The 24,094-nt window shown below is 72.7% G+C and carries 18 protein-coding genes, 3 tRNA genes and 1 pseudogene; 16 read left to right on the forward strand and 6 right to left on the reverse strand.

Going from position 1 to position 24,094, the window contains the following annotated elements; translation table 11 throughout:
* Positions 1-19 precede the first annotated feature (19 nt).
* The 5 genes from MTF65_RS07295 (at position 20) to MTF65_RS07315 (ending at position 5,267) form a co-directional block, all read left to right on the forward strand.
* Positions 20-1,105, forward strand: coding sequence for a 2-aminoethylphosphonate ABC transporter substrate-binding protein (locus MTF65_RS07295; protein WP_243627482.1), 1,086 nt, complete (start codon positions 20-22; stop codon positions 1,103-1,105).
* 133 nt (positions 1,106-1,238) lie between these two features.
* On the forward strand, positions 1,239-2,774 hold the full coding sequence (locus tag MTF65_RS07300) for an alkaline phosphatase family protein (RefSeq protein WP_243627483.1): 1,536 nt from the start codon (positions 1,239-1,241) through the stop codon (positions 2,772-2,774).
* Between the two features lie 137 nt (positions 2,775-2,911).
* Positions 2,912-3,691 carry an HAD-IIA family hydrolase gene (locus MTF65_RS07305; RefSeq protein ID WP_243627484.1) on the forward strand — a complete coding sequence of 260 codons (780 nt, stop codon included), beginning with the start codon at positions 2,912-2,914 and terminating at the stop codon, positions 3,689-3,691.
* A gap of 111 nt (positions 3,692-3,802) precedes the next feature.
* On the forward strand, positions 3,803-4,576 hold the full coding sequence (locus MTF65_RS07310) for a hypothetical protein (RefSeq protein WP_243627485.1): 774 nt from the start codon (positions 3,803-3,805) through the stop codon (positions 4,574-4,576).
* Positions 4,577-4,586: 10 nt separating this feature from the next.
* Positions 4,587-5,267 (forward strand): class F sortase, encoded by a 681-nt coding sequence (locus MTF65_RS07315; protein WP_243627486.1) that lies wholly within the window; start codon positions 4,587-4,589, stop codon positions 5,265-5,267.
* A gap of 96 nt (positions 5,268-5,363) precedes the next feature.
* Here MTF65_RS07315 and MTF65_RS07320 read toward each other — a convergent pair.
* A tRNA-Lys gene (locus MTF65_RS07320) sits at positions 5,364-5,437 on the reverse strand.
* A gap of 274 nt (positions 5,438-5,711) precedes the next feature.
* Here MTF65_RS07320 and MTF65_RS07325 point away from each other — a divergent pair.
* The 6 genes from MTF65_RS07325 to MTF65_RS07355 all read left to right on the forward strand — a co-directional run bounded on the left by MTF65_RS07325 (position 5,712) and on the right by MTF65_RS07355 (position 13,898).
* Positions 5,712-7,079, forward strand: coding sequence for a peptidoglycan-binding protein (locus MTF65_RS07325; RefSeq protein ID WP_243628603.1), 1,368 nt, complete (start codon positions 5,712-5,714; stop codon positions 7,077-7,079).
* A 1,550-nt stretch (positions 7,080-8,629) separates the two neighbouring features.
* Positions 8,630-10,513 carry an SPFH domain-containing protein gene (locus tag MTF65_RS07335; RefSeq protein WP_243627487.1) on the forward strand — a complete coding sequence of 628 codons (1,884 nt, stop codon included), beginning with the start codon at positions 8,630-8,632 and terminating at the stop codon, positions 10,511-10,513.
* 201 nt (positions 10,514-10,714) lie between these two features.
* On the forward strand, positions 10,715-11,317 hold the full coding sequence (locus MTF65_RS07340) for a lytic polysaccharide monooxygenase (RefSeq protein ID WP_279398780.1): 603 nt from the start codon (positions 10,715-10,717) through the stop codon (positions 11,315-11,317).
* Between the two features lie 26 nt (positions 11,318-11,343).
* Complete coding sequence (locus MTF65_RS07345) at positions 11,344-13,020, forward strand: AMP-binding protein (RefSeq protein ID WP_243627488.1); 1,677 nt, start codon at positions 11,344-11,346, stop codon at positions 13,018-13,020.
* Positions 13,021-13,071: 51 nt separating this feature from the next.
* Positions 13,072-13,749, forward strand: a complete 678-nt coding sequence (locus tag MTF65_RS07350; RefSeq protein WP_243627489.1) for a hypothetical protein — start codon at positions 13,072-13,074, stop codon at positions 13,747-13,749.
* 75 nt (positions 13,750-13,824) lie between these two features.
* Positions 13,825-13,898, forward strand: a tRNA-Lys gene (locus MTF65_RS07355).
* A gap of 88 nt (positions 13,899-13,986) precedes the next feature.
* On the opposite strand, the gene MTF65_RS07360 is transcribed toward MTF65_RS07355, so the two are convergent.
* Positions 13,987-14,745 (reverse strand): IclR family transcriptional regulator, encoded by a 759-nt coding sequence (locus MTF65_RS07360; RefSeq protein WP_243627490.1) that lies wholly within the window; start codon positions 14,743-14,745, stop codon positions 13,987-13,989.
* Between the two features lie 238 nt (positions 14,746-14,983).
* Between MTF65_RS07360 and MTF65_RS07365 the strand changes: the two genes are divergently transcribed.
* The 4 genes from MTF65_RS07365 (at position 14,984) to MTF65_RS07380 (ending at position 19,287) form a co-directional block, all read left to right on the forward strand.
* On the forward strand, positions 14,984-16,120 hold the full coding sequence (locus MTF65_RS07365) for an LLM class flavin-dependent oxidoreductase (protein ID WP_243627491.1): 1,137 nt from the start codon (positions 14,984-14,986) through the stop codon (positions 16,118-16,120).
* A gap of 250 nt (positions 16,121-16,370) precedes the next feature.
* Positions 16,371-18,053 carry a glycosyl hydrolase family 18 protein gene (locus tag MTF65_RS07370; protein ID WP_243627492.1) on the forward strand — a complete coding sequence of 561 codons (1,683 nt, stop codon included), beginning with the start codon at positions 16,371-16,373 and terminating at the stop codon, positions 18,051-18,053.
* A 165-nt stretch (positions 18,054-18,218) separates the two neighbouring features.
* A complete protein-coding gene (locus MTF65_RS07375) occupies positions 18,219-19,067 on the forward strand; it encodes a helix-turn-helix transcriptional regulator (RefSeq protein WP_243627493.1) in 849 nt (282 codons plus the stop codon).
* Positions 19,027-19,287: a DUF397 domain-containing protein gene (locus tag MTF65_RS07380; protein ID WP_243627494.1), complete on the forward strand. Its 261-nt coding sequence runs from the start codon at positions 19,027-19,029 to the stop codon at positions 19,285-19,287. The genes MTF65_RS07375 and MTF65_RS07380 overlap by 41 nt, the downstream gene beginning before the upstream one ends.
* 47 nt (positions 19,288-19,334) lie before the next feature.
* Here MTF65_RS07380 and MTF65_RS07385 read toward each other — a convergent pair whose 3' ends face one another.
* Complete coding sequence (locus MTF65_RS07385; RefSeq protein WP_243627495.1) at positions 19,335-21,203, reverse strand: EAL domain-containing protein; 1,869 nt, start codon at positions 21,201-21,203, stop codon at positions 19,335-19,337.
* A gap of 346 nt (positions 21,204-21,549) precedes the next feature.
* Here MTF65_RS07385 and MTF65_RS07390 point away from each other — a divergent pair, with 346 nt between their 5' ends.
* Positions 21,550-22,785, forward strand: coding sequence for a M6 family metalloprotease domain-containing protein (locus MTF65_RS07390; protein ID WP_243627496.1), 1,236 nt, complete (start codon positions 21,550-21,552; stop codon positions 22,783-22,785).
* A 67-nt stretch (positions 22,786-22,852) separates the two neighbouring features.
* Here MTF65_RS07390 and MTF65_RS07395 read toward each other — a convergent pair.
* The 3 genes and pseudogenes from MTF65_RS07395 to MTF65_RS07405 form a co-directional block, all read right to left on the reverse strand.
* Positions 22,853-22,926, reverse strand: a tRNA-Lys gene (locus MTF65_RS07395).
* Positions 22,917-23,523: pseudogene (locus MTF65_RS07400) on the reverse strand (bifunctional DNA primase/polymerase). Before MTF65_RS07400 ends, MTF65_RS07395 begins: the two are co-directional and overlap by 10 nt.
* A gap of 186 nt (positions 23,524-23,709) precedes the next feature.
* Positions 23,710-24,051 carry a hypothetical protein gene (locus MTF65_RS07405; protein WP_243627497.1) on the reverse strand — a complete coding sequence of 114 codons (342 nt, stop codon included), beginning with the start codon at positions 24,049-24,051 and terminating at the stop codon, positions 23,710-23,712.
* Between the last annotated feature and the right edge of the window lie 43 nt (positions 24,052-24,094).

Here is a 24,094-nt window from a genome sequence, read left to right on the forward strand (position 1 = left end):
TTCCCCGTAAGGAAGTTCCATGACCGGCACCACGTACCCCCGCCTCTCCTCCTCCGCCGCCGTCGCCGGCAGCCTCGCCCTCGCCGCCGCCCTCACCGCCTGCGGCGGTTCCTCCGCCGCCACCGGCTCCAAGGGCGGCGGCGAGAAGGTCGTCACCGTCTACAGCGCCGACGGCCTCAAGGGCGACAAGGGCGATGGCTGGTACGACAAGGTCTTCGCCGACTTCACCAAGAAGACCGGCATCGAGGTCAAGTACGTCGAGGGCGGCTCGGGCGAGATGGTGCAGCGCGCCGTCCGCGAGAAGAGCAACACCCAGGCCGACGTGCTGATCACCCTCCCCCCGTTCATCCAGCAGGCCGACGGCAAGGGCCTGCTCCAGGCCTACCGGCCGCAGGGTTCCGACCAGGTCAAGGGCGGCGACAAGGCCTCCGACGGCAAGTGGACCTCAGTGGTCAACAACTACTTCGGGTTCATCTACAACAAGAAGGAGCTCGCCGAGGCCCCCAAGACCTGGGAGGAGCTGCTGGACGCCACGTACAAGGGCAAGCTCCAGTACTCCACCCCGGGCGTGGCGGGCGACGGCACCGCCGTGCTCATCAAGTCGATGCACGACTTCGGCGGCAAGGAGCCGGCGATGGAGTACCTGAAGAAGCTCCAGGCCAACAACGTCGGCCCGTCCTCCTCCACCAGCAAGCTCGCGCCGAAGACCGACAAGGGCGAACTCCTCGTCGCCAACGGCGACGTCCAGATGAACTTCGCGCAGTCCAAGTCCATGCCGAACCTCGGCATCTGGTTCCCGGCGAAGGACGGCGGCAAGCCCACCAGCTTCTCCCTCCCGTACGCGGCCGGCCTGGTGGACAAGGCCCCGCACACCGAGAACGGCAAGAAGCTCCTCGACCACCTGCTCGGCGAGGACGCCCAGAAGCTCGTCAGCGAGGTCGGCGGCGGCTTCCCGGCGCGCGCCGACGTCAAGCCGACCGACGCCAACGCCGTCGAGCTCACCAAGCTCATGACCGGTGTCGAGATCTTCGAGCCCGACTGGGCCGACATCGACAAGAACCTCACCGGCTACGTGGACGCGTGGAAGTCGGCGACCGGCAGCTGATCGGTCACCTTCTGGTCACCCACGACCAGGACAGTGACGAATGGATAACGGGTCTGGACCGCAATGCCCTTCGGTTCAGACCCCCGCTCGTGCCCCGCACCCTTCGCCGCTCACTTGCTCCCAGGAGGAGTACGTGTCCCCTGCCCTGCCCGGCCGCCGCGTCATCACCGTGACCGCCGCCTGCGCCGCCCTGATCGCCGCCTCCGCCCTGGCCACTCCGGCCGGCGCCGCGGACGCCCCCGCGGACGCCCCCGCCACCACCGACAAGGTCCTCGTCATAGGCCTGGACGGCGCCGTCCTCGACCGCGTCAAGGCCGCCAACGCCCCGTACCTGAAGGGCCTGATGGCCCAGGGCCTGACCGCCAAGAGCACCCTGTACGCGAACCCGATGGCCGCCACCTCCTCCGGCCCCGGCTGGTCCACCATCGCGACCGGCGTCTGGCCCGACAAGCACGGGGTGAAGGACAACTCCTTCACCGGCAAGAACTACACCGCGTACCCGGACTTCCTGACCCGGATCGAGAACGCCGAGCCGGCGCTCAACACCTACGCGGCCGCCGACTGGGAGCCCATCACCTCCACCGACCAGAACGGCCCGATCTTCTCCGCCAAGGTCGACAAGCGGCTCTCCCTCAAGGGCGACCGCGACGGCTACCACACCGAGGACCCGAAGATCGCCGCCGCGGCCTCCGCCGAACTGCGCGACCAGAACCCGGATGCCGCCTTCGTCTACTTCGGCGACATCGACCACGCCGGCCACACCTACGGCGCGGCCAGCCAGCGGTACCTGGACACCATCGCCGAGTCCGACGCGCTGGTCGGCCGGCTCCTCACCGCCGTCCAGAACCGTCCGACGTACGCCCAGGAGAACTGGAAGATCCTGGTCACCACCGACCACGGCCACACCGATGCCGGCGGTCACGGCGGCTCCACCCTCCAGGAGCGCGGTACCTTCGTCCTCGCCAAGGGCGCGGGCATCCCGGCCGGTTCGGTACGCGACGACGTGAGGCTCGTCGACGTCGCCGCGACCGCGCTCGCGCACGTCGGTGTCAGCGCCACCGGCATCGACGGCGTCCCGCTGGGCGCCCCGGACGACGACCCCTTCGACACCCTGCGCCCCAACCTCCGGGCCCGCGTGGACGAGACGGGCATCCCGGCGGGCGCGAAGGGCTTCACGCACACCCCGCCGGCCGGCTGGTCCGTGGACAACTCCAAGATGGGCACCGGCGGTGTCACCGAGTGGGCCGGATGGGCCTTCGCGACCGACGAGTTCTGGAGCCAGGCGCAGCGCGACCAGTGGCGCGAGCTGAACGTCCGCTCCCGTGACGTGTTCGCCGTCGCCGACTCCGACGAGTGGGACGACAAGAGCCACACCGGCTCCTTCGACTCCACGCTGATCACCCCCAAGTGGGCGGTCACGGGCGGCACCACGAAGAACCTGTCCTTCCAGACGCACTACCGCCACGAGGCCGGCCAGACCGCTCAGGTCCTGGTCTCCTACAACGGCGCCGCGCCCACCGTCGTCAAGAGCTACACCGCCGACGCGGTCGCCCGGTCCGAGGCCCTGACCCTCCAGGTCCCGGCCGGCGCCACCGACGTCCAGATCCGCTTCCGTTACAGCGGTAGCAACAACTGGTTCTGGACCGTCGACAACGTCAAGCTCGGCTGATCCGGCTCCGACCCGGTCCGGGCTGTGGACGCCGACGGCGTCCACAGCCCGCCCCCGATAGGGTGGTAGAGACCAGCGGTCGCAGGCCATGCGGCCGCCGGACGCAGTCACGGCCACCGAGAGCGGAGAACAGTCCAGTGGCAGAGCGCAAGCCGATCGAATCCTGGCTCACCGACATGGACGGGGTCCTCATCCACGAGGGCACTCCGATCCCCGGAGCCGATGCCTTCATCAAGCGGCTGCGTGAATCCGGCAAGCCCTTCCTGGTCCTGACCAACAACTCCATCTACACCCCGCGCGACCTCCAGGCCCGGCTCAGCCGGATGGGGCTGGACGTCCCCGTCGAGAACATCTGGACCTCGGCGCTCGCCACCGCCAAGTTCCTCGACGACCAGCGCCCGGGCGGCACCGCGTACGTCATCGGCGAGGCCGGCCTGACCACCGCCCTGCACGACATCGGCTACGTCCTGACCGACCACGAGCCCGACTACGTGGTCCTGGGCGAGACCCGGACGTACAGCTTCGAGGCCATGACGAAGGCGGTCCGCCTGATCAACGCCGGCGCCCGCTTCATCTGCACCAACCCCGACGAGACCGGCCCCTCCACCGAGGGCCCGCTCCCGGCCACCGGCGCCGTCGCCGCGCTCATCACCAAGGCGACCGGCAAGCAGCCGTACTTCGCCGGCAAGCCCAACCCGCTGATGATGCGGACGGGCCTGAACGCCATCGGCGCGCACTCCGAGAGCAGCGCGATGATCGGCGACCGGATGGACACCGACGTGCTGGCCGGGCTGGAGGCGGGCATGCAGACCTTCCTCGTGCTGACCGGCCTGACCACGGTCGCGGACACCGAGAAGTTCCCGTACCGCCCGACCAAGACCGTCGACTCCATCGCGGACCTGATCGACCTCGTCTGATCGTCTGCTCGTCCGATCAGGGCGGCGGCTGACACGTACGGGCCAAGCGCGCGCCGCTCCGGATGCGGAGCGGCGGGCCGCGCGTGAACCTCCTTGTTGAGGAGGTTCACCATGCGCAGTGCTCAGATCGCTCTCCGTGCCGCCGGGGTGGCCGTCGTCCTGACGGCCGTCTCCGCCGCGACCGCCCCCGCCGCCCTCGCGGGCGACGACGACCGCGGCAGTGTCTCGGCGGACCCGAACCCGGCCGAGCCGGGGGCGCGGGTCAAACTGCGCGTCCAAGGCTGTGACGGCGATTCGGCGTCCGCCAAGTCCTCCGTCTTCGTTGCGGACGTGGACCTGTCCGGTCATGACGGCGGGCGTGACGGAGGCGCTGCCGGCGGCCGCGACGGAGGCGGCGACAGCGGGCGTGACGCAGGCCGGGACGGCGGCGGCGACGCTGGGCGTGACGCAGGCGGCGACGCCGGGCGTGACGCAGGCCGTGAAGGAGGCGGCGACGCAGGCCGCGACAGCGGGCACGGGCTGTCGGGCGACGCCCTGATCAGCTCGCGCGCCGAGCCGGGCCGGCACGACATCCGGATCAAGTGCGGCGGCCGGGACGGCGCGGTGCGGGGCTCCCTCCAGATCACCGCCCACCACCGGCAGGACCCCTCGAAGCCCTACCCGCACCACAGCCCCGTCCGGCCGGTCCACGCGGGCGGCGGCGGCATGGCCGCCGAACTCGCCGCGTCCGCCCCGATGGCCGAGGCGGCGCCCGAGAAGAAGCACCACGGCGACGACGGCCCGGGCCTGCCGCACACGCTGATCGGCGCCGCCCTCGCCGCCGCGGCCACGCTCGCGGTCGCGGGCCGGGCGCTGACCCTGCGCCGGCGCCGCAGCGGCGAGTGAGGGCCGGCCCGTGACGGCCTCGGACGCGCCGAAGTCCGGCGGCGGCGCGAAGCTGCTGACCTTCGCCGCCTGGTCGGTGCTGGTCCTCGCGCTGTGGCTGTGGGGCCGGGAGATCACCGGAGTCCCGGCCCAGGTCCCGGGCCGGCCGGGCGGCTCGCTCGCCGGGCCGGCCGGAGTGCCGCTGCCCGCGGCGCACGCCCCGCTCGGCGCGGCCCCGCCCGCCCGGGTCGACCTGCCCTCCATGGGAATCAAGGCCCCGGTGATCTCCCGGGGCCTGGACAAGGACGGCGCGATCGAACCGCCCCCGTACGACCGCCCCGGCACGGTGGGCTGGTGGAGTGGCGGCACCCAGCCCGGCGCGGCCGGGACCGCGCTGCTGGTCGGCCATGTGGACACCGCCTCCAAGCCGGCCGCCTTCTACGGCCTGAGCACGGCCCGGCCGGGCGACACGGTCCGGGTGGTGCGGGCCGACGGGACGGTCGCCGAGTTCACCATCGAGGAGGTACGGGTCTACGAGCGCGCGGCATTCGACCCCCACAAGGCGTACGGGCCGCGAGTTCGGGGCCGGGCCGAGCTGCGGCTGGTGACCTGCGGGGGCACGTACGACAAGGCGGCCAAGGAGTACACGGCGAACGTGGTGGTCTCCGCGTACCTGACGGGATCGGGAGTCCGGGCCGGGACGGCGGTGTGAGGCCGCCATCGCGGCCCTGCGGCCCCGTGGCCCCGGCGGCCCCGTGGAACGAAGAAGCCCCTCGCAGCTTTCGCTACGAGGGGCTTCTTCCGTCTGTGCGCCGCCAGGGACTCGAACCCCGGACCCGCTGATTAAGAGTCAGCTGCTCTAACCAACTGAGCTAGCGGCGCCTGCTGACAGGGAAAACTCTACCCCACCTCCAGCGGTGCTCGTGACCAGCCACGCCCACCTTGTCCGATTAACCCATGTTTGAGGGGATTATCGTGCACGATATGTCTGGCCGAGCCGAATCTGATGCCCCGCCAGATCCGGGCCGGCCGATCAATGGACGAGCAGGGGAGTGGACGGAACCGCATGACGATGCTGCCTCCGACGCATGTGCAGATGCCGCCGCCGACGCAGACGCCGCCGCGCGCGCCGACGTCGATGTCGAAGTCGATGTCCATGCAGATGCCGGTCTTCCAGGAGTACGAGCCCGCCGGCGACTGCGTGTGCCTGGGGTGTACGCAGCGCCGTCGCGCCCTCGCCCACGCGCGGGCCATACCGCTCCGGGACGGCGGCCACCCCGCCGCGCGCGGTGCCCGCCGGGTGCTGGTGCTGGCGACCGCGGCCGGCGTGGTCCTCGGCGGGGGCGGCAGCGCCGCACTCGCGATGGCCAACCCGGTCCCGAGCCCGGGTCCCGGGACCGGCTCCGGCCCCGGCGCCGGCCCCGGCGCCGGACCGGTGAAACGGGACGACGTCCCCGGCACCCCGCAGGGCGGCCGGGCCCCGCTGCACGGTCCGAAGGCACGACCCTCGGGCGCGCACGGGGCGCCGGCCGCCGTGAAGCGGATCGACCGGACGACGATCATCAACCGGGCGCAGCTGTGGCTGGACGCGGAGGTCCCGTACAGCATGTCCGACTACTGGACCGACGGATACCGGCAGGACTGCTCGGGCTACGTCTCGATGGTCTGGAACCTTGGTACGAACGAGTGGACCGGCAGCCTCGACAAGTTCGCCACCCAGATCACCAAGGCTGAGCTGCTGCCGGGGGACATGCTGCTCTTCCACAACCCCAAGGACCCCACCAACGGCTCGCACGTCCTCATCTTCGGCGGCTGGGTCGACGAGACGCAGACGAGCTACATCGGCTACGAGCAGACCCGGCCGGCCACCCGGAAGCTGGCCACGCCGTACGGGTACTGGACCAACGCGACGAAGTACGTCCCGTACCGGTTCACCGGGGTGACGGGCGGCATCGTTCCGGAGGATCCGCCCGGGGCCGTGAAGCCGGGCACCCCGACGGAGTTCCCGGGCGCCGCCCAGTTCGGCCCGGGCGCGGACAACGAGTACGTCAAGCAGCTGGGCAAGATGCTGATCGACCGGGGCGGGCTCCGCTTCTACCCCAAGGGCGCGAGCTCGAAGTGGAGCGACGCCGACCGGCTGGCCACCCAGGCGTTCCAGCAGGCGCAGGGCTGGACGGGCGCGGACGCGGACGGGATCCCGGGCGCGCAAACGTGGCGGCTGCTGGTGGAGAACACGGGCAACGACATCCGGCCGACGGTCGAGGGCGCGCAGGGTCCGGGCGGCGTACGCGCGTACCCGGGGGCGAAGGTGTTCCGCCCGGGCTCGACCCACGCCGCCGTCGCGGCCCTTGGCCGCCGGCTCGTGAAGAAGGGCTTCGGCAAGTACTACACGTCCGGGACGGGGCCCCGCTGGACGGAGGCCGACCGTCGCGCCGTCGAGGCGTTCCAGCGCGCCCAGGGCTGGCGCGGCGCCCAGGCCGACGGCTACCCGGGCCCGGAAACCTGGCGCCGACTGTTCGCATGAGGGAGGCAACCATGTACCCCACCCGCACCACTTCCACGACGGGCACCTTCACCATCCCCCCAACCACCCCCCACCTCCCCTCCCCCCCACCGACCCCAGGCCCCCGCCGGCAGACACCCCCGCCCCCCGCCGCCGGCCACCGCCGGGAGGCACCCCCGACCCCCGCCGCCGGGCAGCGACCGGAGGCACCCCCGGCCCCCGCCCGGGACCGGCGGCCCGAGGCGCCCCCGGCCCCGGTTCCCCCGGCCGCGCTGCGGTGGCCGGCCGCCGCGCCCGAGGCACCCCCGGCCCCGATTCCGCCGGCCGCACCACGGCGACCGGTCACCGCGCCCGAGGCCCGCCCGACCCCGGAGCCCCGCCCCGGCCACTGGCCGAACGCCGCAGCGCAGCCCCCAGCGGTGGCCGCCGCGTCAGGACCCCGCCCGGGCCGGTGGACGGCGGTCGCGCCGCAGCACCCGGCGGCGTCTGCCGCGCCGGAACCCCTGGCCGAGGCGGCCCCGCTTTCGGGGGCCGCGCGCGAGCCTCACCCCGCGCAGCGGACGGAGCCCGCGACCGAGGCGGCCCCGGCCTCCCCGCCGGCCCACCGCCCGGGCCGGTGGACGGAGGTCGCGCCGCAGCCCCGGGCGGCGGCTGCCGCGCCGGAGCCCCCGGCCCCCTTGTCCGCGCCGGACCCCCGCCCGGGGCGGTGGACGGACGCTGCGGCGCAGTTCCCGGCGGCGGCTGCCGCGCCGGAATCCCGCCTTCCGCGGTTGACGGAGGCCCCGGCTTCGCCCCGGCCGGTGGCTGCCGCGCCCGAACCCCCGGCCCCGGTGTCCGCGCGCGAGCCCCGCCTCGGGCGGTGGGCGGAGACAGCGTCCGAGGTGTCCCCGGCCCCGGTGTCCCCGCCGAACCCCCGCCCGGGGCGGTGGACGGATGCCGCGCCGCAGCCCCTGGCGGCGGAACGCCGCCTCGGGTGGGTGACGGAGGCCGCGTCCGAGGCGGCCCCCGCCCTCGTTCCGGCGGTTGCGCCGGAGGCAGCGGTGCAGCCCCCGGCCGCGCCCGAGCGTGATCCCGTGCGGCGGGCGGAGTCCGTCGCTGTGCCGGTCGCGGCCGAGGCCGCGGTGCCGGAGGGCCCGGCCTCGGCTCGGTCGGCTGGGCCGGAGTCCCGCCCCGGGCGGTGGACGGATGCCACGTCCGAGGCGGCCTCCTCGGCTTCGCCGGAGCCCCGCTCGGGGCGGTGGACGGCGGTCGGGGTGCAGCCTCCGGTGGCGGTGGCTGCGTCCGAGCGTGGTCCCGTACAGCGGGCGGAGTCCGTTGCTGTGCCGGTCGCGGCCGAGGCCGCGGTGCCGGAGGGCCCGGCCCCGGTTCCGTCGGCTGGGCCGGAGTCCCGCCCCGGGCGGTGGACGGACACCACGTCCGAGGCGGCCTCCTCGGCTGCGCCGGAGCCCCTGTCCGAGGCGGGCCCGGCCCCCGTTCCGGCGGCCGGGCCCGAGCACCGCCCCGGGCGGTGGACGGAGGTTGCGGCGCAGTCGGAGCCTCCGGGGTCGGCCGGAAGACGGGACGCTGCGGCGGTGCCGCACACGCGACCCGGGCAGGAGGCCGACGCCCTGGCCGGCGTGGGCGCGGTCGTGCCGTTCGGGTGGCACGCCACCCCGGACTGGCGCGAGGGCCCAGCGGGCCACGACGCCGAGGAGCCCGAAACCCGCCCGGCCCGAAGCGACGTACCGGCGGCCCGGGTTCAGTCGGAACCGAATCCCGAGTCGGCGCACGCCCCCAACCGCCCGCCCGCCGCAGCCGTCCCGCATCCTGCGGATTCCGAGCCGCTGGCGGCAGGTGTCCCGCACCCCGCCCACCCCGAGCCGCCTGCCGCAGGCATCCCGCGCCTCGCTGACCCCGACACGCCGACCGCAGGTGTCCCGCGTCCCGCTGATTCCGACGTGCCGGCCGAAGGCATCCCGCGTTCCGTCGATCCCGAGCCGCTGGCGGCAGCTGTCCCGCATCCCGCCCTCCCCGAGCCGCCCGCCGCAGGCGTCCCGCATCCCGCCCACCCCGACGTGCCGGCCGCAGGCTTTCCGCGTCCCGCTGATTCCGACGTGCCGGCCGCTGGCGTCCCGCATCCCGCCCACCCCGAGCCGCCCGCCGCAGGCGTCCCGCGTCCCGCTGGTTCCGAGCCGCCGGCGGCAGGCGTCCCGCATCCCGCCCACCCCGACGCGCCCGCCGCAGGCGTCCCGCGTCCGGCCGATTCGGAACCGCCCGCCGCAGGCGTCCCGCGTCCCGCCGATTCCGAGCCGCCCGCCGCAGGCGTCCGGCGCCGCGTCGTCGATCTCGTCGCGCAGGCCGTGGTCCGCGGTATCCGGGAGCGGGAGGAGGACGACGCCCAGGACGTTCCCCGGCCCGGGCCGGGCCGCGGAGCCGCCGTCACGGAGGTGCCCGTGCACCTTCCGTTCCGGCGGGCGGCGCACCCCCCGGAGCCCCCGGCGGGCGCGCGCGCCACCCCGCCGCGCCCGCCCGCCGCCGCCACCGCGACCCCGCGGACCCCCGCCGGCCGCCGCGTCCCCCGGGGCGACGACCGGCTCCGCGAGCACCGCGGCCCGGTGCTGCCCGGCTGGGCCGCCGTACTCGTCGGCGCCCTCGCCCTCACCGGCTGCGCGGCCGTGCTCTGGCGGGCCGGCGCCGTCCCCGCCGTCATCATGGCCGCCTTCGGCGCGACCCCCCGCGCCTACCACGGGCTGCGTGCCACGCACTGGCCCCCGCTCGCCTTCCTCGGCATCGTCGCGCTCGTCGCCCTCGGCGGCCTCGGCCGCGCCAAGGCAGGCCACGCCTGGGTGCTCACCCTCTTCGGCCGCTACCGGGGCACGGTCCGGCGTACCGGACTCACCTGGGTCAGCCCCCTCCTGCTGCGCCGCCGGGTGGACGTACGGCTGCGGCACTGGCGCAGCGAGCCCATGCCCGCCGTGGACTCGGGCGGCCTCGCCCTCCAGGTCGTCGTCCAGGTCGTCTGGCAGGTCAAGGACACCGCCCGGGCCACCCTCGCCGTCGCGGACCACACGGAATACCTCGCTGAGCAGGTGGAGTCGGCCATGGCCCGGGTCCTGTCCCAGCTCCCGGCCGACGCCTTCCACGAGGACGCCCCGACCCTGCGCGACGCCGAGGCCGTCGGCGACGCGCTGACCCGGATGCTGGCGGCCGAGACCGAGGCGGTGGGGGTCGAGGTGTTCTCCGCCCAGCCGACCCGGATCGAGTACGCGCCCGAGGTCGCGCAAGCCATGCGACGGCGCCGGGTGGCGGCCATCGACGCCAAGCACCGGGACGCCGTCCTGACCTCGGTCGTGGACGCGGTCGACGACACCGTCCACCGGCTGACCTCGCGCGGGCTCGTGGAACTGGACGACTACGAACGCAAGGCCCTGGTGAAGGACCTCACCGTCGCCTTCTACACGGGACGCGCCGAATAGCCGAATAGCCGAAGAGAACCACGGAACGGGTGGCCGGTATCGACCGGACCACCCGTTCCCGCATTGGTCTAGACACGGCCAACTCCCGTCAATACTCTGGGACTTGGTCTAGACCTGGAACCTGGGATGCACCGCCATGCGTGCGCACGCGCCCCCACCGCACTCCCCCCACGTCCAAGGAGCCCCATGCGTACCGTCCGCATGCCCACAATCCCCCGCCGAGCCGGCATCGCCGCGCTCGGCGTCAGCATCGTCGCCGGCGTCAGCCTGCTCGGCGCCCCCAACGCCAGCAGCCACGGCTACACCGACACCCCCATCAGCCGCCAGAAGCTCTGCGCCAACAAGACCGTCGCCGACTGCGGCCCCATCCAGTGGGAGCCCCAGAGCGTCGAGGGCTTCAAGGGCTTCCCGGCCGCCGGCCCCGCCGACGGCGCGATCTGTTCCGGCGGCCACAGCGAGTTCGCCCAGCTCGACGACCCGCGCGGCGGCGCCTGGCCCACCACCCGGGTGACCAGCGGGCAGAGCTACGGCTTCCGCTGGCAGTTCACCGCCAACCACTCCACCACCGACTTCAAGTACTACGTCACGCGGAACGGCTGGGACCCCACCAAGCCCCTCACCCGCGCCGCCCTCGACCCGCAGCCCTTCCTCACGGTCGCCTACAACGGCGCCCGTCCCGCCATGACCACCGTCCACCAGGGCGCCATGCCCAGCGGCAAGACCGGCCGGCACATGATCCTCGCCGTCTGGACCGTCAACGACACCCCCATGGCCTTCTACGCCTGCTCCGACGTTCAATTCTGACGGTACGTCAGCTACCCTCCGGCGGCATGCGGACGACACCCGAAACCGTCGCGGAGCTCATCGCGCGCCAATGGGGCGACCACCGGCCCGGCCTGAAGAACGAGCACACCGTCCTCAGCCGCCACCGGACCGCCCAGGAGGCCGCCGCGCGCGCCGCGCTGCTCGTCGATCTCCTGCCGCCGGAGGCCGAACCGCACGTGGGGGTACTGCTCGACAACACCCCCGAGTTCCCGTTCTGGCTCGGCGCGGCGGCCCTCGCCGGGGCCGCCGTCGCCGGGATCAACCCGACCCGGCGCGGCCCCGAACTGGCCCGCGACATCCTGCACACCGACTGCCGGATCCTGGTCACCGAGCGCGCCCACCTGCCGCTGCTGCGCGGCCTCGACCTGCCCGGCGTACGGATCCTCGTGACCGACACCGAGGAGTACGAGGCCCTCCTCGCCCCGTACGCCGCCGCCAAGCCCGGCGAGGCGACGATCGCCGCCCCGGGCCCGGGCCCGGCCTCCCGGCTGCTCCTCTACTTCACCTCCGGCTCGACTGGCGCCCCCAAGGCCGCCATCCGCACCCAGGGCCGGCTCGCCGCCGCGGGCGACGCCCTGGCCCGCCGGTTCTCGGTCTCCCCGGACGACGTGCACTACGTCTGCATGCCGCTCTTCCACGGCAACGCCGTCATCGCCGACTGGCTCCCGGCCCTCGCCGGCGGGGCCTCGGTGGCGCTGCGCCGACGCTTTTCGGCCACCGCGTTCCTGGACGACGTACGGGCGTACGGGGCGACGTACTTCACGTACGTCGGCCGGGCGGTCCAGTACCTCCTGGCCACCGAACCCCGCCGCGACGACCGCGAGCACACCCTGCGGCTCGGCTTCGGCACCGAGGCCGGGCCGGTGGACGCGGCCCGGTTCGCCGAGCGGTTCGGGGTCCGGCTGGTGGAGGGCTACGGAGCCACCGAGGGCGGCGCCTCCGTCCAGCACGCCCCGGACACCCCGCCGGGCGCCCTGGGCCGGGCGGCCGCGGGGGACGACCTGGCCGTGATCGACCCGGACACGGGCGCGGAGTGCCCGCCGGCCCTCCTCGACGCGCGGGGCCGCCTGCTGAACGGGGACGAGGCCATCGGGGAACTGGTCAACCGGGGCCGCAGCCTGTTCGAGGGCTACTGGCGCAACCCCGACGCGGAGGCCGCCCGCACCCGCGACGGCTGGTACTGGACGGGTGACCTCTTCTTCCGCGACCCCGCCGGGTTCCTCTACTTCGCCGGCCGTACGGACGACCGCCTGCGGGTCGACAGCGAGAACCTGGCGGCAGCGGTGATCGAGAACATCCTGGCCCGGTGGTCCGAGGCGGCGGCGGTCGCCGTGTACGCCGTCCCCGACGAGGTGGCGGGCGACCAGGTGATGGCCGCCCTCGCCCTCCGGGAGGGCGCCGTCTTCGACCCGGAGGCCTTCGCGGAGTTCCTCGCCGCCCAGCCGGACCTGGGCACGAAGATGTCCCCGCGCTACGTCCGGATCGTCGCGGACATGCCGGTCACCGCCACGAACAAGGTCCACCGGGTCGCCCTCCGGCGGGCCGGCTTCCGCGCCGCCCCGGACCCGGTCTGGTGCTCCCCGCCGGGCCACCCGGGCTACCGCCCCCTGAACCCCGAGGCGCTGGCGGCCCTCCTCGCGGCCTATGAGGCGCGGGGCCGCACCGATCTCCTGGACCGGTAGCGGGAACGCCGGGGGCCCGACGCCCCTCTTCCTCGGAAAGGGGGGATGACCATGACAGCTGTTTCCGCTGTTTCCGCAGCCGGGCGCGTGGTGGTGACGGGGCTCTTCTGTGTGGTGCTGGCGGCGTGCGGCACGCGCGTGGCCGGCCAGAGCGCCGCGCCGCCCTCCGGCATCCCGGCCTCGCCGACCTGTACGCCGAACCTCCCGACGGAGGAGGAGACCGGTACGCCGAACCTCCCGACGGAGGAGGACACGGGTACGCCGAACCTCCCGACGGAGGCGGAGACCGGTACGCCCAACCTTCCGACCGAGGAGGACACGGGTACGCCCGTGATCCCGACCGAGGAGGAAACCGGTACCCCCGTGATCCCGACCGAGGAGCTCACCGGCGGGCCCGACATCCCGACCGACGGCGCCGCCCCCTGCGCCGTGGTCGCCGGCTGGTACGACATGACCCGGGACTTCACCGCGTACTACGCCGCGCGCCCGGACGCCTCGGATGACCCGATCGCCCGCGACGGCGTCAAGGAGGTCCGGGTCCGCACGACCGCGAAGAGCGCCGAGGCCTGGGTGACCATCTCCACCGACAGCGTGGGCAAGGGCCTGGGGGACGATGCCCGCCGGGTCGCGGAGGTGTTCGGCGCGTGGCGGCACGCGATCTACGGGGACAAGGGCACGGTCGGCGTGCGGACCGAGGACGGCTCGAAGGTGATCGCCACCACCTGGTGACCCGCACCCCGCCCGGCCTCGGGGTATGGGTTTTGAGCACCCCTCGGGACCAGGTAGTATTTTCTCTGTCAGCAGGCGCCGCTAGCTCAGTTGGTTAGAGCAGCTGACTCTTAATCAGCGGGTCCGGGGTTCGAGTCCCTGGCGGCGCACCTGTCCTTCGGGCGGTTTCCGGTTCACTGGGAACCGCCCGAAGTGTTTTCCGGGCCCCCGACCGGGCCCCCGCCCCTCCCTTCGCCCTCACAGCGTGAGCGACAGCAGCAGCGGCGCCGCCTTCCGGTTCAGCGCGTCCGCCGCGGCCCGCAGCCGGTGCGCGTGCTCGACCGGCAACGACAGGGCCAGGCAGCCCACCGAGGCCCCGGCCGTGATCGGCACCGCCGCGCAGACCGTGCCCACCGCGTACTCCTGGAGGTCCAGCACCGGAACCGTGGCCGGCTGGGCGTCCAGCTTGGAGAACAGGATCCGCTCGTTCACGATCGTCTTCGACGTGAGCCGCGCGATCCTGTGCCGGGACAGGTGGTCGCGCCGCCCGTTCTGGTCGAGCTGGGTCAGCAGACACTTGCCCACCGCGCTGGCGTGCGCCGCCGAGCGGAAGTCGACCCACTCGTGCACCTTCGGGGTGCGCGGGCTGTCCGCGAACTGCGTGATCTTCACCTCGCCGTCCACGTACCGGCTGATGTAGACCGCCGCGCCGACGGAGTCCCGCAGCCGGTCCAGGGTCTCCTGCAGCTTGTCCTGCAAGGCCTGCTGGCGGTCGATGCCCGAGCCCAGCAGGACCAGGGAGTCACCTATCGAGTACGCGCCGTCGGACACCTGGAGCACGTACCCCTCCCGGCGCAGCATGAGCAGCATCGGGGTGAGATGGACTGCGGGCAGGCCGGTCTCACGCGCGATCTGCGCGTCGGTCACACCTCCGGTGTGCCGTGCGATCGTTTCGAGTACGCGCAGGGCGTACTGCACCGAGTGGAACGGCGCGGTCGGCTCGGGCTTCAGCGCCACGGTTTCCCCCTACCAGGTTGTTACCGCTTGCGTTACCACGATAGCCATCAAGAGGCCCACGTGGAGCGCCTGTTGATGAGATTGATGGCTCAATCAAGTCCCTCGGCCAGGCCCTATTCACTTGGCATATGCCAGGGTCATGTCCGGAGTCCCGGTTTCCGGGAATCCGCCGGGAATGCCCGGCGCCGCCCCACGGTTCGAGGTCTTCGTACGGACATCGAACGGGACAGGAGCGATGATGAGTGACACGAGGGACGCGGGTCGGGACACGGGGAACCCGGAGGCGGCGGGGGCCGCGGACCCCGTCCGGGGGACCGCGCCGGGCCGGGCGCCGGTGCCGCTGTCGGTGCTCGACCTCGTCACCGTCGGCGTCGGAAGCACCGCCTACGCCTCCCTGCGCACCAGCGTCGAGATCGCCCGGCTCGCCGAGTCCCGCGGGTACGCGCGCCACTGGGTCGCCGAACACCACTCCCTGCCCGGGGTCGCGAGCTCCTCCCCGGCCGTGATCCTGGCGCACCTCGCCGCCCACACCTCCCGCATCCGGCTCGGGTCGGGCGGCGTCATGCTGCCCAACCACGCCCCGCTCGCCATCGCGGAGCAGTTCGGCACCCTGGAGGCCCTGGCCCCGGGCCGGATCGACCTCGGCCTCGGCCGCGCCCCCGGCACCGACGGGCGTACGGCGGCCGCGCTGCGCGGGCCCGGGCGCCTCGACGAGGCCGCGGAGGAGTTCCCGCGCCAACTCGCGGAGCTCGCCCGCTTCCTCGACGACGACTTCCCCGACGGACACCCGTACGCCCGGGTGCACGCCATACCCGGGCCCGTGCAGGGCCTCACCGGGCGGCCGCCGCTGTGGCTGCTCGGATCCTCCGGGTACAGCGCCCGCCTCGCCGGCGAACTCGGGCTGCCCTTCGCGTACGCCCACCACTTCTCCCCGGCCGGCACCCTGCCCGCGCTCGACCTCTACCGGCAGTCCTTCCGCCCCTCGGCCGTCCTGGACGCCCCGTACGCCGCCGTCGGGGTCGCGGCGCTCGCCGCCGACACCGCCGAGGAGGCCCGCGCCCAGGTCCGCGCGGGCGCGCTGGCCTCGCTGCTGGTGCGCACCGGCCGGCCGCGGCTGGTCCCGACACCCGAGGAGGCGGCGGCGTACCACTTCTCCTCGGCGGAGCGGGAGTTCATGGACGGCTGGATCGCGAACATCCCCCATGGTGCCCCGGACGAGGTCCGTGACGGGCTCGACGACCTGGCGAAGCGGACGGGCGCCGACGAACTGATGCTGACCACCAGCGCGCACAGCGGCGCCGCCCGCCTGCGCTCGTACGAGCTCGTCGCAGATGCGTACGGGATGCCGGAGGCGGGTCCCGCCCCGACCGGCTGATCGCGAACGGGGTGTGGCTGGTCTATTGCCGAAACCTTGCGCACAGGGTGCCTGAAGGCACCCTTAAGCCGCTCGTCACCCGGGGTGGCGAGCGGTTTCTGATGTGCGCTCAGGTCTCTGACGAGGGGATATGGGCCGGGAGTGGTCTAGTCCTTCTTTGGTCCAAACCATTGACGCGGGCGCGAGGCGATCGCTATCACTTCTCCCACCTGATCTCTCGCTTCCCCTCCCATCCCCACGGAGACAGTTCATGCACATCCGTAAACCCCTCATCGCGGCCGCCGCCACGGCCGCGCTGGCAGCCGGAGCGCTGGCCGCCTTCGCGGGACTCGGCACCGCCCAGGCCGCCGACACCGCCACCACCGTGAGCAGCGGCGGCGTCCGGATCGCCTACTACGACCAGTGGAGCGTGTACGGGAACGCCTTCTATCCCAAGCACCTCGACACCCGTGGCATAGCGGGCAAGCTGGACGTCATCAACTACTCGTTCGGCAACATCCACCCCACCAACCTCACCTGCTTCGAGGCGAACAAGGCGGCGGGCGACGACGCCAACCCCAACGCCGGTGACGGCGCGGGCGACTCGTACGCCGACTACCAGAAGTCCTTCGGTGCGGCGGACAGCGTCGACGGCGTCGCCGACAAGTGGGACCAGCCGATCGTGGGCGTCTTCAACCAGTTCAAGGAACTGAAGGCGAAGTATCCGCACCTGAAGATCAACATCTCGATCGGCGGCTGGACGTACTCCAAGTACTTCAGCGACGCGGCGAAGACCGACGCCTCCCGCAAGAAGCTCGTGTCCTCCTGCATCGACCAGTACATCAAGGGCAACCTGCCGGTCGAGGGCGGCTACGGAGGCCCCGGCACGGCGGCCGGCATCTTCGACGGCATCGACATCGACTGGGAGTACCCCGGCTCCTCCGGCGGCCACCTGGGCAACCACTACGCCCCGGAGGACAAGCAGAACTTCACGCTCCTGCTCAAGGAGTTCCGCGAGCAGCTCGACGCGCACGGCGCGGCCAACGGCGGCAAGAAGTACCTGCTGACCGCGGCCCTCCCGGCGGGCCAGGACAAGATCAAGTACATCGAGACGGACAAGATCGGTTCGTACCTCGACTACGCGAACATCATGACGTACGACATGCACGGCGCCTGGGACGGCGACGGGCCGACGTACCACCAGTCCCCGCTCCAGCCCTCGGCGGCCGACCCGACCGACCCGATCGCTCCGGGCACCGAGAAGTACAGCATCGACAACGCCATCGACTCCTGGATCGACGGCAACCCGGCCTACGGCATCGCGGGCGGCTTCCCCGCCAACAAGCTGACGCTGGGCTACGAGTTCTACTACCGCGGCTGGAAGGGCGTTCCCGCCGGGACCAGCAACGGCCTCGCCCAGACGGCGACCGGCCCCTCCGCCGCCCGGCCCACCAGCCAGCAGGCCGGCATCGCCAACTACAAGGAGCTCGGCGGGATCGTCGACAACCCGGCGACCACCTTCTGGGACGACACGGCCAAGGCCTCGTACTTCTACAAGGACGGCGAGTTCTTCACCGGCCTCAACCAGAAGTCCATCCAGGCCCGGGTGGACTACGGCAAGCAGCGCGGCCTGGCCGGCGCGATGATGTACTCCCTGCTCGGCCTGGACACCAACGCCACGCTGCTGAACCAGATCTCGGATGCCCTCGGCGGAGCCACCCAGCCTCCGACCACACCGCCGCCGACGACCACGCCGCCCACGACGACCCCGCCGACCACGACGCCGCCCACCGGCTGCGGTTCGACCCCGGCGTACGTCGCGGGCACGGTCTACACGGCCGGCAACGAGGTCTCGTACAACGGCCGCAAGTACAAGGCCCAGTGGTGGACGCAGAACGAGACGCCGGGCACCACCGGTGAATGGGGTGTCTGGAAGGACCTCGGCGCCTGCTGATCCCCCCACCCCGCGCCGAGCGACACCCCGCCCCGCACCCGCCTCCCGGGTGCGGGGCGGAGGTGTGTCACATGGTTACCGAATTTCTGACACCGGAGCGTGTTGAACTCGTTACGCTCGGCCACAGACTGAATCCGTCCCACGTCTCCATGGGGGTGACCATCCATGGTCCAGGCCCGCCAACTCGATCCCAGCGCCTCACCGCTGGACTACTACGGCTACGAACTCCGTCGGCTGAGAGAGGCCGCAGGGCTGAAACAGGCGGGGTTGGGCGACATCATCTTCTGCACGGGCTCGCTGATCGGCCAGGTGGAGTGTACGGCGCGGGTGCCCACCCGGGACTTCTCGGAACGGGTGGACGCGGCGCTGGGCACGGACGGGTACTTCTCCCGGCTGGTGGGGCTGGTCCTGCGCAGCGTGTTGCCGACGTGGTTCCAGGCGTACGCGGAGATGGAGGCGCGGGCGGCATACATCTCCGCGTATGAGGCGCAGTTGGTGTACGGCCTTCTGCAGACGGAGGCGTATGCCCGGGCAGTGCTTGGTGTGAGGGGCAAGAAGGGGCTGGACGCGAAGGTGGCAGCCCGAATGGAGCGGCAGATCATACTGGACCGCGAGAACCCGCCATTGAGCTGGGTGGTGCTGAGCGAGGCCGTGCTGCACCAGGAGATCGGTGGCAGGCAGGTCATGCGAAACCAACTTGCCCACCTGTTGGGCATGCAGGAGCGGGATTGGGTGCAGGTGCAGATCCTGCCCTTCGAGGCGGGCGCCCATCCCGGCCTGATGGGCTCGTTCACGATCCTTCGGTTCGACGACGACCCCGACCTTGTCTATACCGAGGACTTCGTCCAGGGGCACATGACGGCCAATCCTCAGGCTCTCCGGGAGGGGCATCTCCGTTACGATCGCCTCAGGGCCGCCGCGCTCTCCGTGGAGGACTCAGCGGCGCTGATCGCCCGCGTAATGGAGGAGCGTTATGGGCACCAACCAGTACCTGACGGGCGCGATTTGGCGTAAGGCCTCGTTCAGCGGCGACACCGGCGGCAACTGCGTCGAGTGCGCCCCGCTCGGCGCCGCCGCCTGGCGTAAGGCCTCGTACAGCGGTAACACCGGCGGCGAGTGCGTCGAAGTCGCCCCCCAGCCCTGCCTGGTGGGCATCCGGGACTCCAAGAACCCCGAAGGCCCCGCCTTCACCGTGGCCCCGGAGGCGTTCGGCGTGTTCGTCCGGAGCCTCTGACCGTACGCCGAAGCGGCAGCCCCCTCGGCGGGGGCTGCCGCAGTCGGTCAGGCAGGCCCGTCGGGCTGTGCGGCGGAAGCGGAAGCGGCGGCCGCCGCGGCCTGGCGGCCGATCATTCCGGCGATCACCTCCGGCGCCACCGCGCGGGAGTAGAGCCAGCCCTGGCCCGTGTCGCAGCCGACGCGGCGCAGCCGGGCGGCCTGGCCGGCGGTCTCCACGCACTCCGCCGTCACCGTCAGGCCCAGCCGGTGGGCGAGCTGGACCATGGCCTCGACGATGGTCTCGTCGGCCGGGTTCGGGTGCGTGCCCTCCTCGTAGCGGAAGCCGTGTACGAAGGAGCCGTCCAGCTTCAGCACCGAGACCGGCAGCCGGCTCAGGTAGGCCAGGTTCGAGTACCCGGTGCCGAAGTCGTCGATGGCGATCCGCACCCCCATGTCGCTCAGCGCCTGGAGCGCCTGGAGCGGCCGGCCCGCCGAGCCCATCACCGCCGATTCCGTCAGCTCCAGCTGGAGCAGCTGCGGCGCGAGCCCGGCGTCGGCCAGGATCTCCGCCACGTCGCCGACCAGGTCGGAGTCCCACACCTGCCGTACCGCGACGTTCACGGACACGAAGACCGGGGAGTCGCTGGGCTGCTCGATCTGCCAGCGCCGGGCCTGGCGGCAGGCGGTCTGGAGCACCCAGCGGCCCAACTGGACGATGGACCCGTCCTCTTCCGCAATTCCGATGAACCGATTCGGCGTCAGTGTGCCGAACTGGGGGTGGTTCCAGCGGACCAGCGCCTCCACCCCGCGCACCGTCCCGCTCTCCAGGTCCACCAGCGGCTGGTACTCCAGCGCGAACTCCCCCCGCTCCACCGCCGGACGCAGCGTCGAACTGAGCGCCTGCCGCGTCATGCGGTGCGCGTTGCGCTCGGGGTCGAAGAGGGTCCAGCGGGCCTTTCCGTCCGCCTTCGCCCAGTACAGGGTGGTGTCCGCTGCCTGCATCAGCGCGGTCGCCGAGGTGTCCTCGGTGGCCCGCTCCACCACGCCGATCGACGCGGAGACCGACAGCCGCTGCCCGGCCAGCTCGAACGGCTCCTGGACGGCGGCCAGTACGCTCCGGGCCAGTTCCGCGAGCTGTTCGGTGCCCGTGGAGTCCTCGACCAGCAGGGCGAATTCGTCGCCGCCGAGCCGCGCCACCAGGTGCCCGCCCGTACGCCCGTACCCGGACTGGTCGGCGCACTGGGTCAGCCGGGCCGCGACGGCCGTCAGCAGCCGGTCGCCCACCCGGTGGCCCAGGGTGTCGTTGACGGCCTTGAAGCCGTCGAGGTCCAGGTAGCACAGCCCGATCCGGCCGGTGCCGCCCTGTTCGTACGAGGAGTGCTCCAGGGCGGCGGAGAGACGCTCGAAGAACAGGGCCCGGTTGGGCAGCCGGGTCACCGGGTCGTGCATCTGGAGGTGGCGCAGCCGGGCCTGGAGGTCGCGCCGGTCGCTGATGTCGGCGACGGACATCAGGACGTCGCCCGTCCCCGGCACGGGCCCCAGCGTGACCTCGGTCCACAGCGAGTGCCCGTCGGGGTGTTTGAGCCGGCGGGTGCAGCGCAGCCGGGCCTGCCGGCCGCGCAGCACCTCCTGGTAGGCCTGCCAGGTACGGGCCTCCGCGGCCAGGTCCACCAGATCGGCGGCGTACTGCTCGACGAGCGCGTGCGGCTCGGTGCCGAGCAGTTCGGCGAGGGCCTGGTTGGCGGCGACGACGTAGCCGCCCCGGTCGACGACGGCCATCGCGAGATGGGCCGCGTTGAAGGCGGCCCGGTAGTCGCGCAGTTCGGACTCCGCCCGTGACGGAGTTGCCGTTGCCGGCACTGCGGGGTGACGCTCCGTAATGGCCGATCGGATGCGGTCGGCCGCCGAACCGGTTCCCTCTGAGGTTCCGCTCACCGTTGGCTCCCGCAGTGCTCGTGAGTGTCCGTGCAGGAAAGTGTGCCGATCATAGAGGCACCGGACGGCCCTATCCAGCGGCGTCGCCGTGTGGGGCGCGGCACTTCCGGTGTGATGACGCTTCGCGGCCCCGATCCGGGGCGATCGTTTCTGCGCGGCTGTGAGCATGCGGAGGCTCTGGCTGATCTCGCGTGATCGGTCGTGACGTTCTGTAGGCGTCTCGTGAACCGCGGGGGTCACCGACTTGACGTATCGCTCACTCGTGTGGGGCAGCGGAACAGGGCATTAGTAAGACAATCGCCTCAAGGTGGATGGAAAGGGACGAAATCCATCACCGGAGGTCGATGTGCCGCGACAGCAGACACCCGGGGGAGTGGACTGCTCCCGCCTGCGGAGTGCGGCGGCCGGGCTCACCTCCCTGGCGGCGCTCGCTGCCATGTCACTCGTCGCGGGACCCGCGGTGGCCGATTCCGGGGCCGGCCCCTGCGCGCTGACCCGTACGGCCGCCCACCACTCCCTGGGCGTGGACACCTGGAACGCCGCCTACCCCAAGCCCGAGCGCACCCTCGACGCCGTCATGGTGTTCCTCGACTTCCCCGACCACCCGACCGCGCTCACGCCCCAGCAGCTGACCGCCGACTACTTCCCCGCGACCAGCGACTTCTTGGAGCGGGCCTCGTACGGGCGCTTCCACCTGGTCCCGCACCCGCAGAAGCGGTGGGTCCGGATGCCCAAGCCGTCCACCGCGTACGGGATACAGCGCGACTGGGCCCCCGAGGACCGCGCGGCCTACCTCCGGGACGCGGTCGCGAGCGCCGACCGGGAGGTGGACTTCGCCCGGTACGACGTCGTGTACTTCGTCGCCGACCCGGACGCCCCCGGGGTGGACTCCGACGCCACGAAGGTCGTCAACTTCGACCGGCCCATCCGTGCCGACGGCGCGGAGCTGCGGCGGATCGTCACCGTCTTCGAGCAGCACCCGCCGGACCGCAATGTGCTGGCCCACGAGACCGGGCACGTCTTCGACCTGCCCGACCTCTACCACCGGCCCACGGACGGCAAGGGCGACTGGGACACGTACGTCGGGGACTGGGACGTCATGGGCAGTCAGTTCGGGATGTCCCCGGACCTGTTCGCCTGGAACAAGTGGAAGCTGGGATGGCTGGACGCGTCGCAGGTGGACTGCGTGCAGTCGGGTTCCTCGCTGCACACCCTCCAGCCGCTCGCCGAGGCCCCGCTGCCGGGCGGCACGGGCGGGACCCGGCTCGCGGTGGTCCGTACGGGCCCCGGTAGCGCCATCGTCGTCGAGGCGCGGGGATCGGCCGGCAACGACGGGGACACCTGTACGGAGGGCGTCCTGGTCTACCGGGTCCGCAACGAGGCGGCCTCGGGCGGCGGACCGATCGAGGTGCTGGACGCCCATCCGGACTCGGAGGCCTGCTGGGAGCACTCGGTGTACCCGCCGCTGGCGGACGCGCCGCTGGAGGTGGGGGAGGCGTTCACGGTGCCGGGTGAGCGGATCAGGGTCGAGGTGGCCGACCGGACGCCGTCCGGCGCGTACACGGTCAAGATCACGACCTAGCCGTCAGGCGGCCCGTGGAACGAAGAAGCCCCCCGCAGCTTTCGCTGCGGGGGGCCTCCTCCGTCTGTGCGCCGCCAGGGACTCGAACCCCGGACCCGCTGATTAAGAGTCAGCTGCTCTAACCAACTGAGCTAGCGGCGCTTGCTGACGAGGAAGACATTAGCATCAGGACCGGCGGAAGGAAAAATCGATATCCGCAGCTCGGGCGGCGCGCGTGTAGGCCCAGAGCAGAGCCTCGGCCCCCGGGAGCCAGGGCGTCCGGGCGTCGGGGGCCACCAGCCAGCGGGACGGGCCGGGCCCGGCCGCCAGCGGCGGCACGGTGACGGCGTCGCCGAGCCCGTGGCAGAGCGGGACCGCGACCGGAGTCGTCCCCTCCGCGCCCGACTTCGTCGGGGGGTCCCCCATCCAAGCCAGCAGGGCGGGCAGCCGGTGGGCCGCGCCGGGGGCGGCGAAGAGCAGGAGCCGGCCGCGGTGCACGGCGGCCGGACCGGAACCGGGCCCCTCGGACCAGAGCAGGTCGAGCATGCGGCGCCCGAGGACGAGCGGGACGTTGACGACGTCGAAGGCGGTCCCGCAGGGCAGCACGGCGGGCGCGGTGGGGCGGGACTCCCAGAGCGTGAGGGTGCTGCGGGGGTCCGCGGACGCGGAGGCGAGCCAGGCGGCGCCGGGCGGGGTGACCTCCGTCGCGGGGGCGGCGGGCCGGACGTCGAGGGCGGGGCACCGGGTCAGGGTCGTCATGTACCAGGTCTACCGCCCGTAGTGCCACCACTCCTAGCAGTTACCGAAAACCCGGACAGGGCTCCGCTTGGTGGGCTATCTTGCGTTCCGCATATGCCGCAGAAACGTCCCGCCTGTCCCGGCCCGCCCCGTCTGTCGCGCCCCGCCCCGCCCGCCCCGGCTGTTCCGGCTGTTCCGGCCGTCGGCTCAGGCCGTGGCCTCCGGGCTGGGGCCGCGCTGGAGGTCTTCGCCGAATTCGATCATCCGGCGCGCGTAGTCCTCGGTCCATTCCGCCCGCTCGGCGATCGCCGCCGGAGACAGCCGGTCGAACCGCCGCGGATCCGCCAGCTGCGCCGCCGCCAGAGCCTGGTACTCCACGGCCCGGTCCTCCGCGGCCCGGAACGCGAGCGCCAGCTCCGTCGCACGCGCCAGCAGCTCGCCCGGGTCCTCGATCGACTCCAGGTCGAAGAAGTGCTCCGGGTCCTTGGCCACCTCCGACGGCTCGAAGAGCAGCGGGGCGGGCCGCATCCTCCGCTCGGGCTCTGCCATGCGTGTCCTCCTGCTGCCTGCGGCCAGCTGTCGCGTACGGAAA

The sequence above is a fragment of the Streptomyces sp. APSN-46.1 genome (assembly GCF_022815725.1).
Lineage (GTDB): Bacteria > Actinomycetota > Actinomycetes > Streptomycetales > Streptomycetaceae > Streptomyces.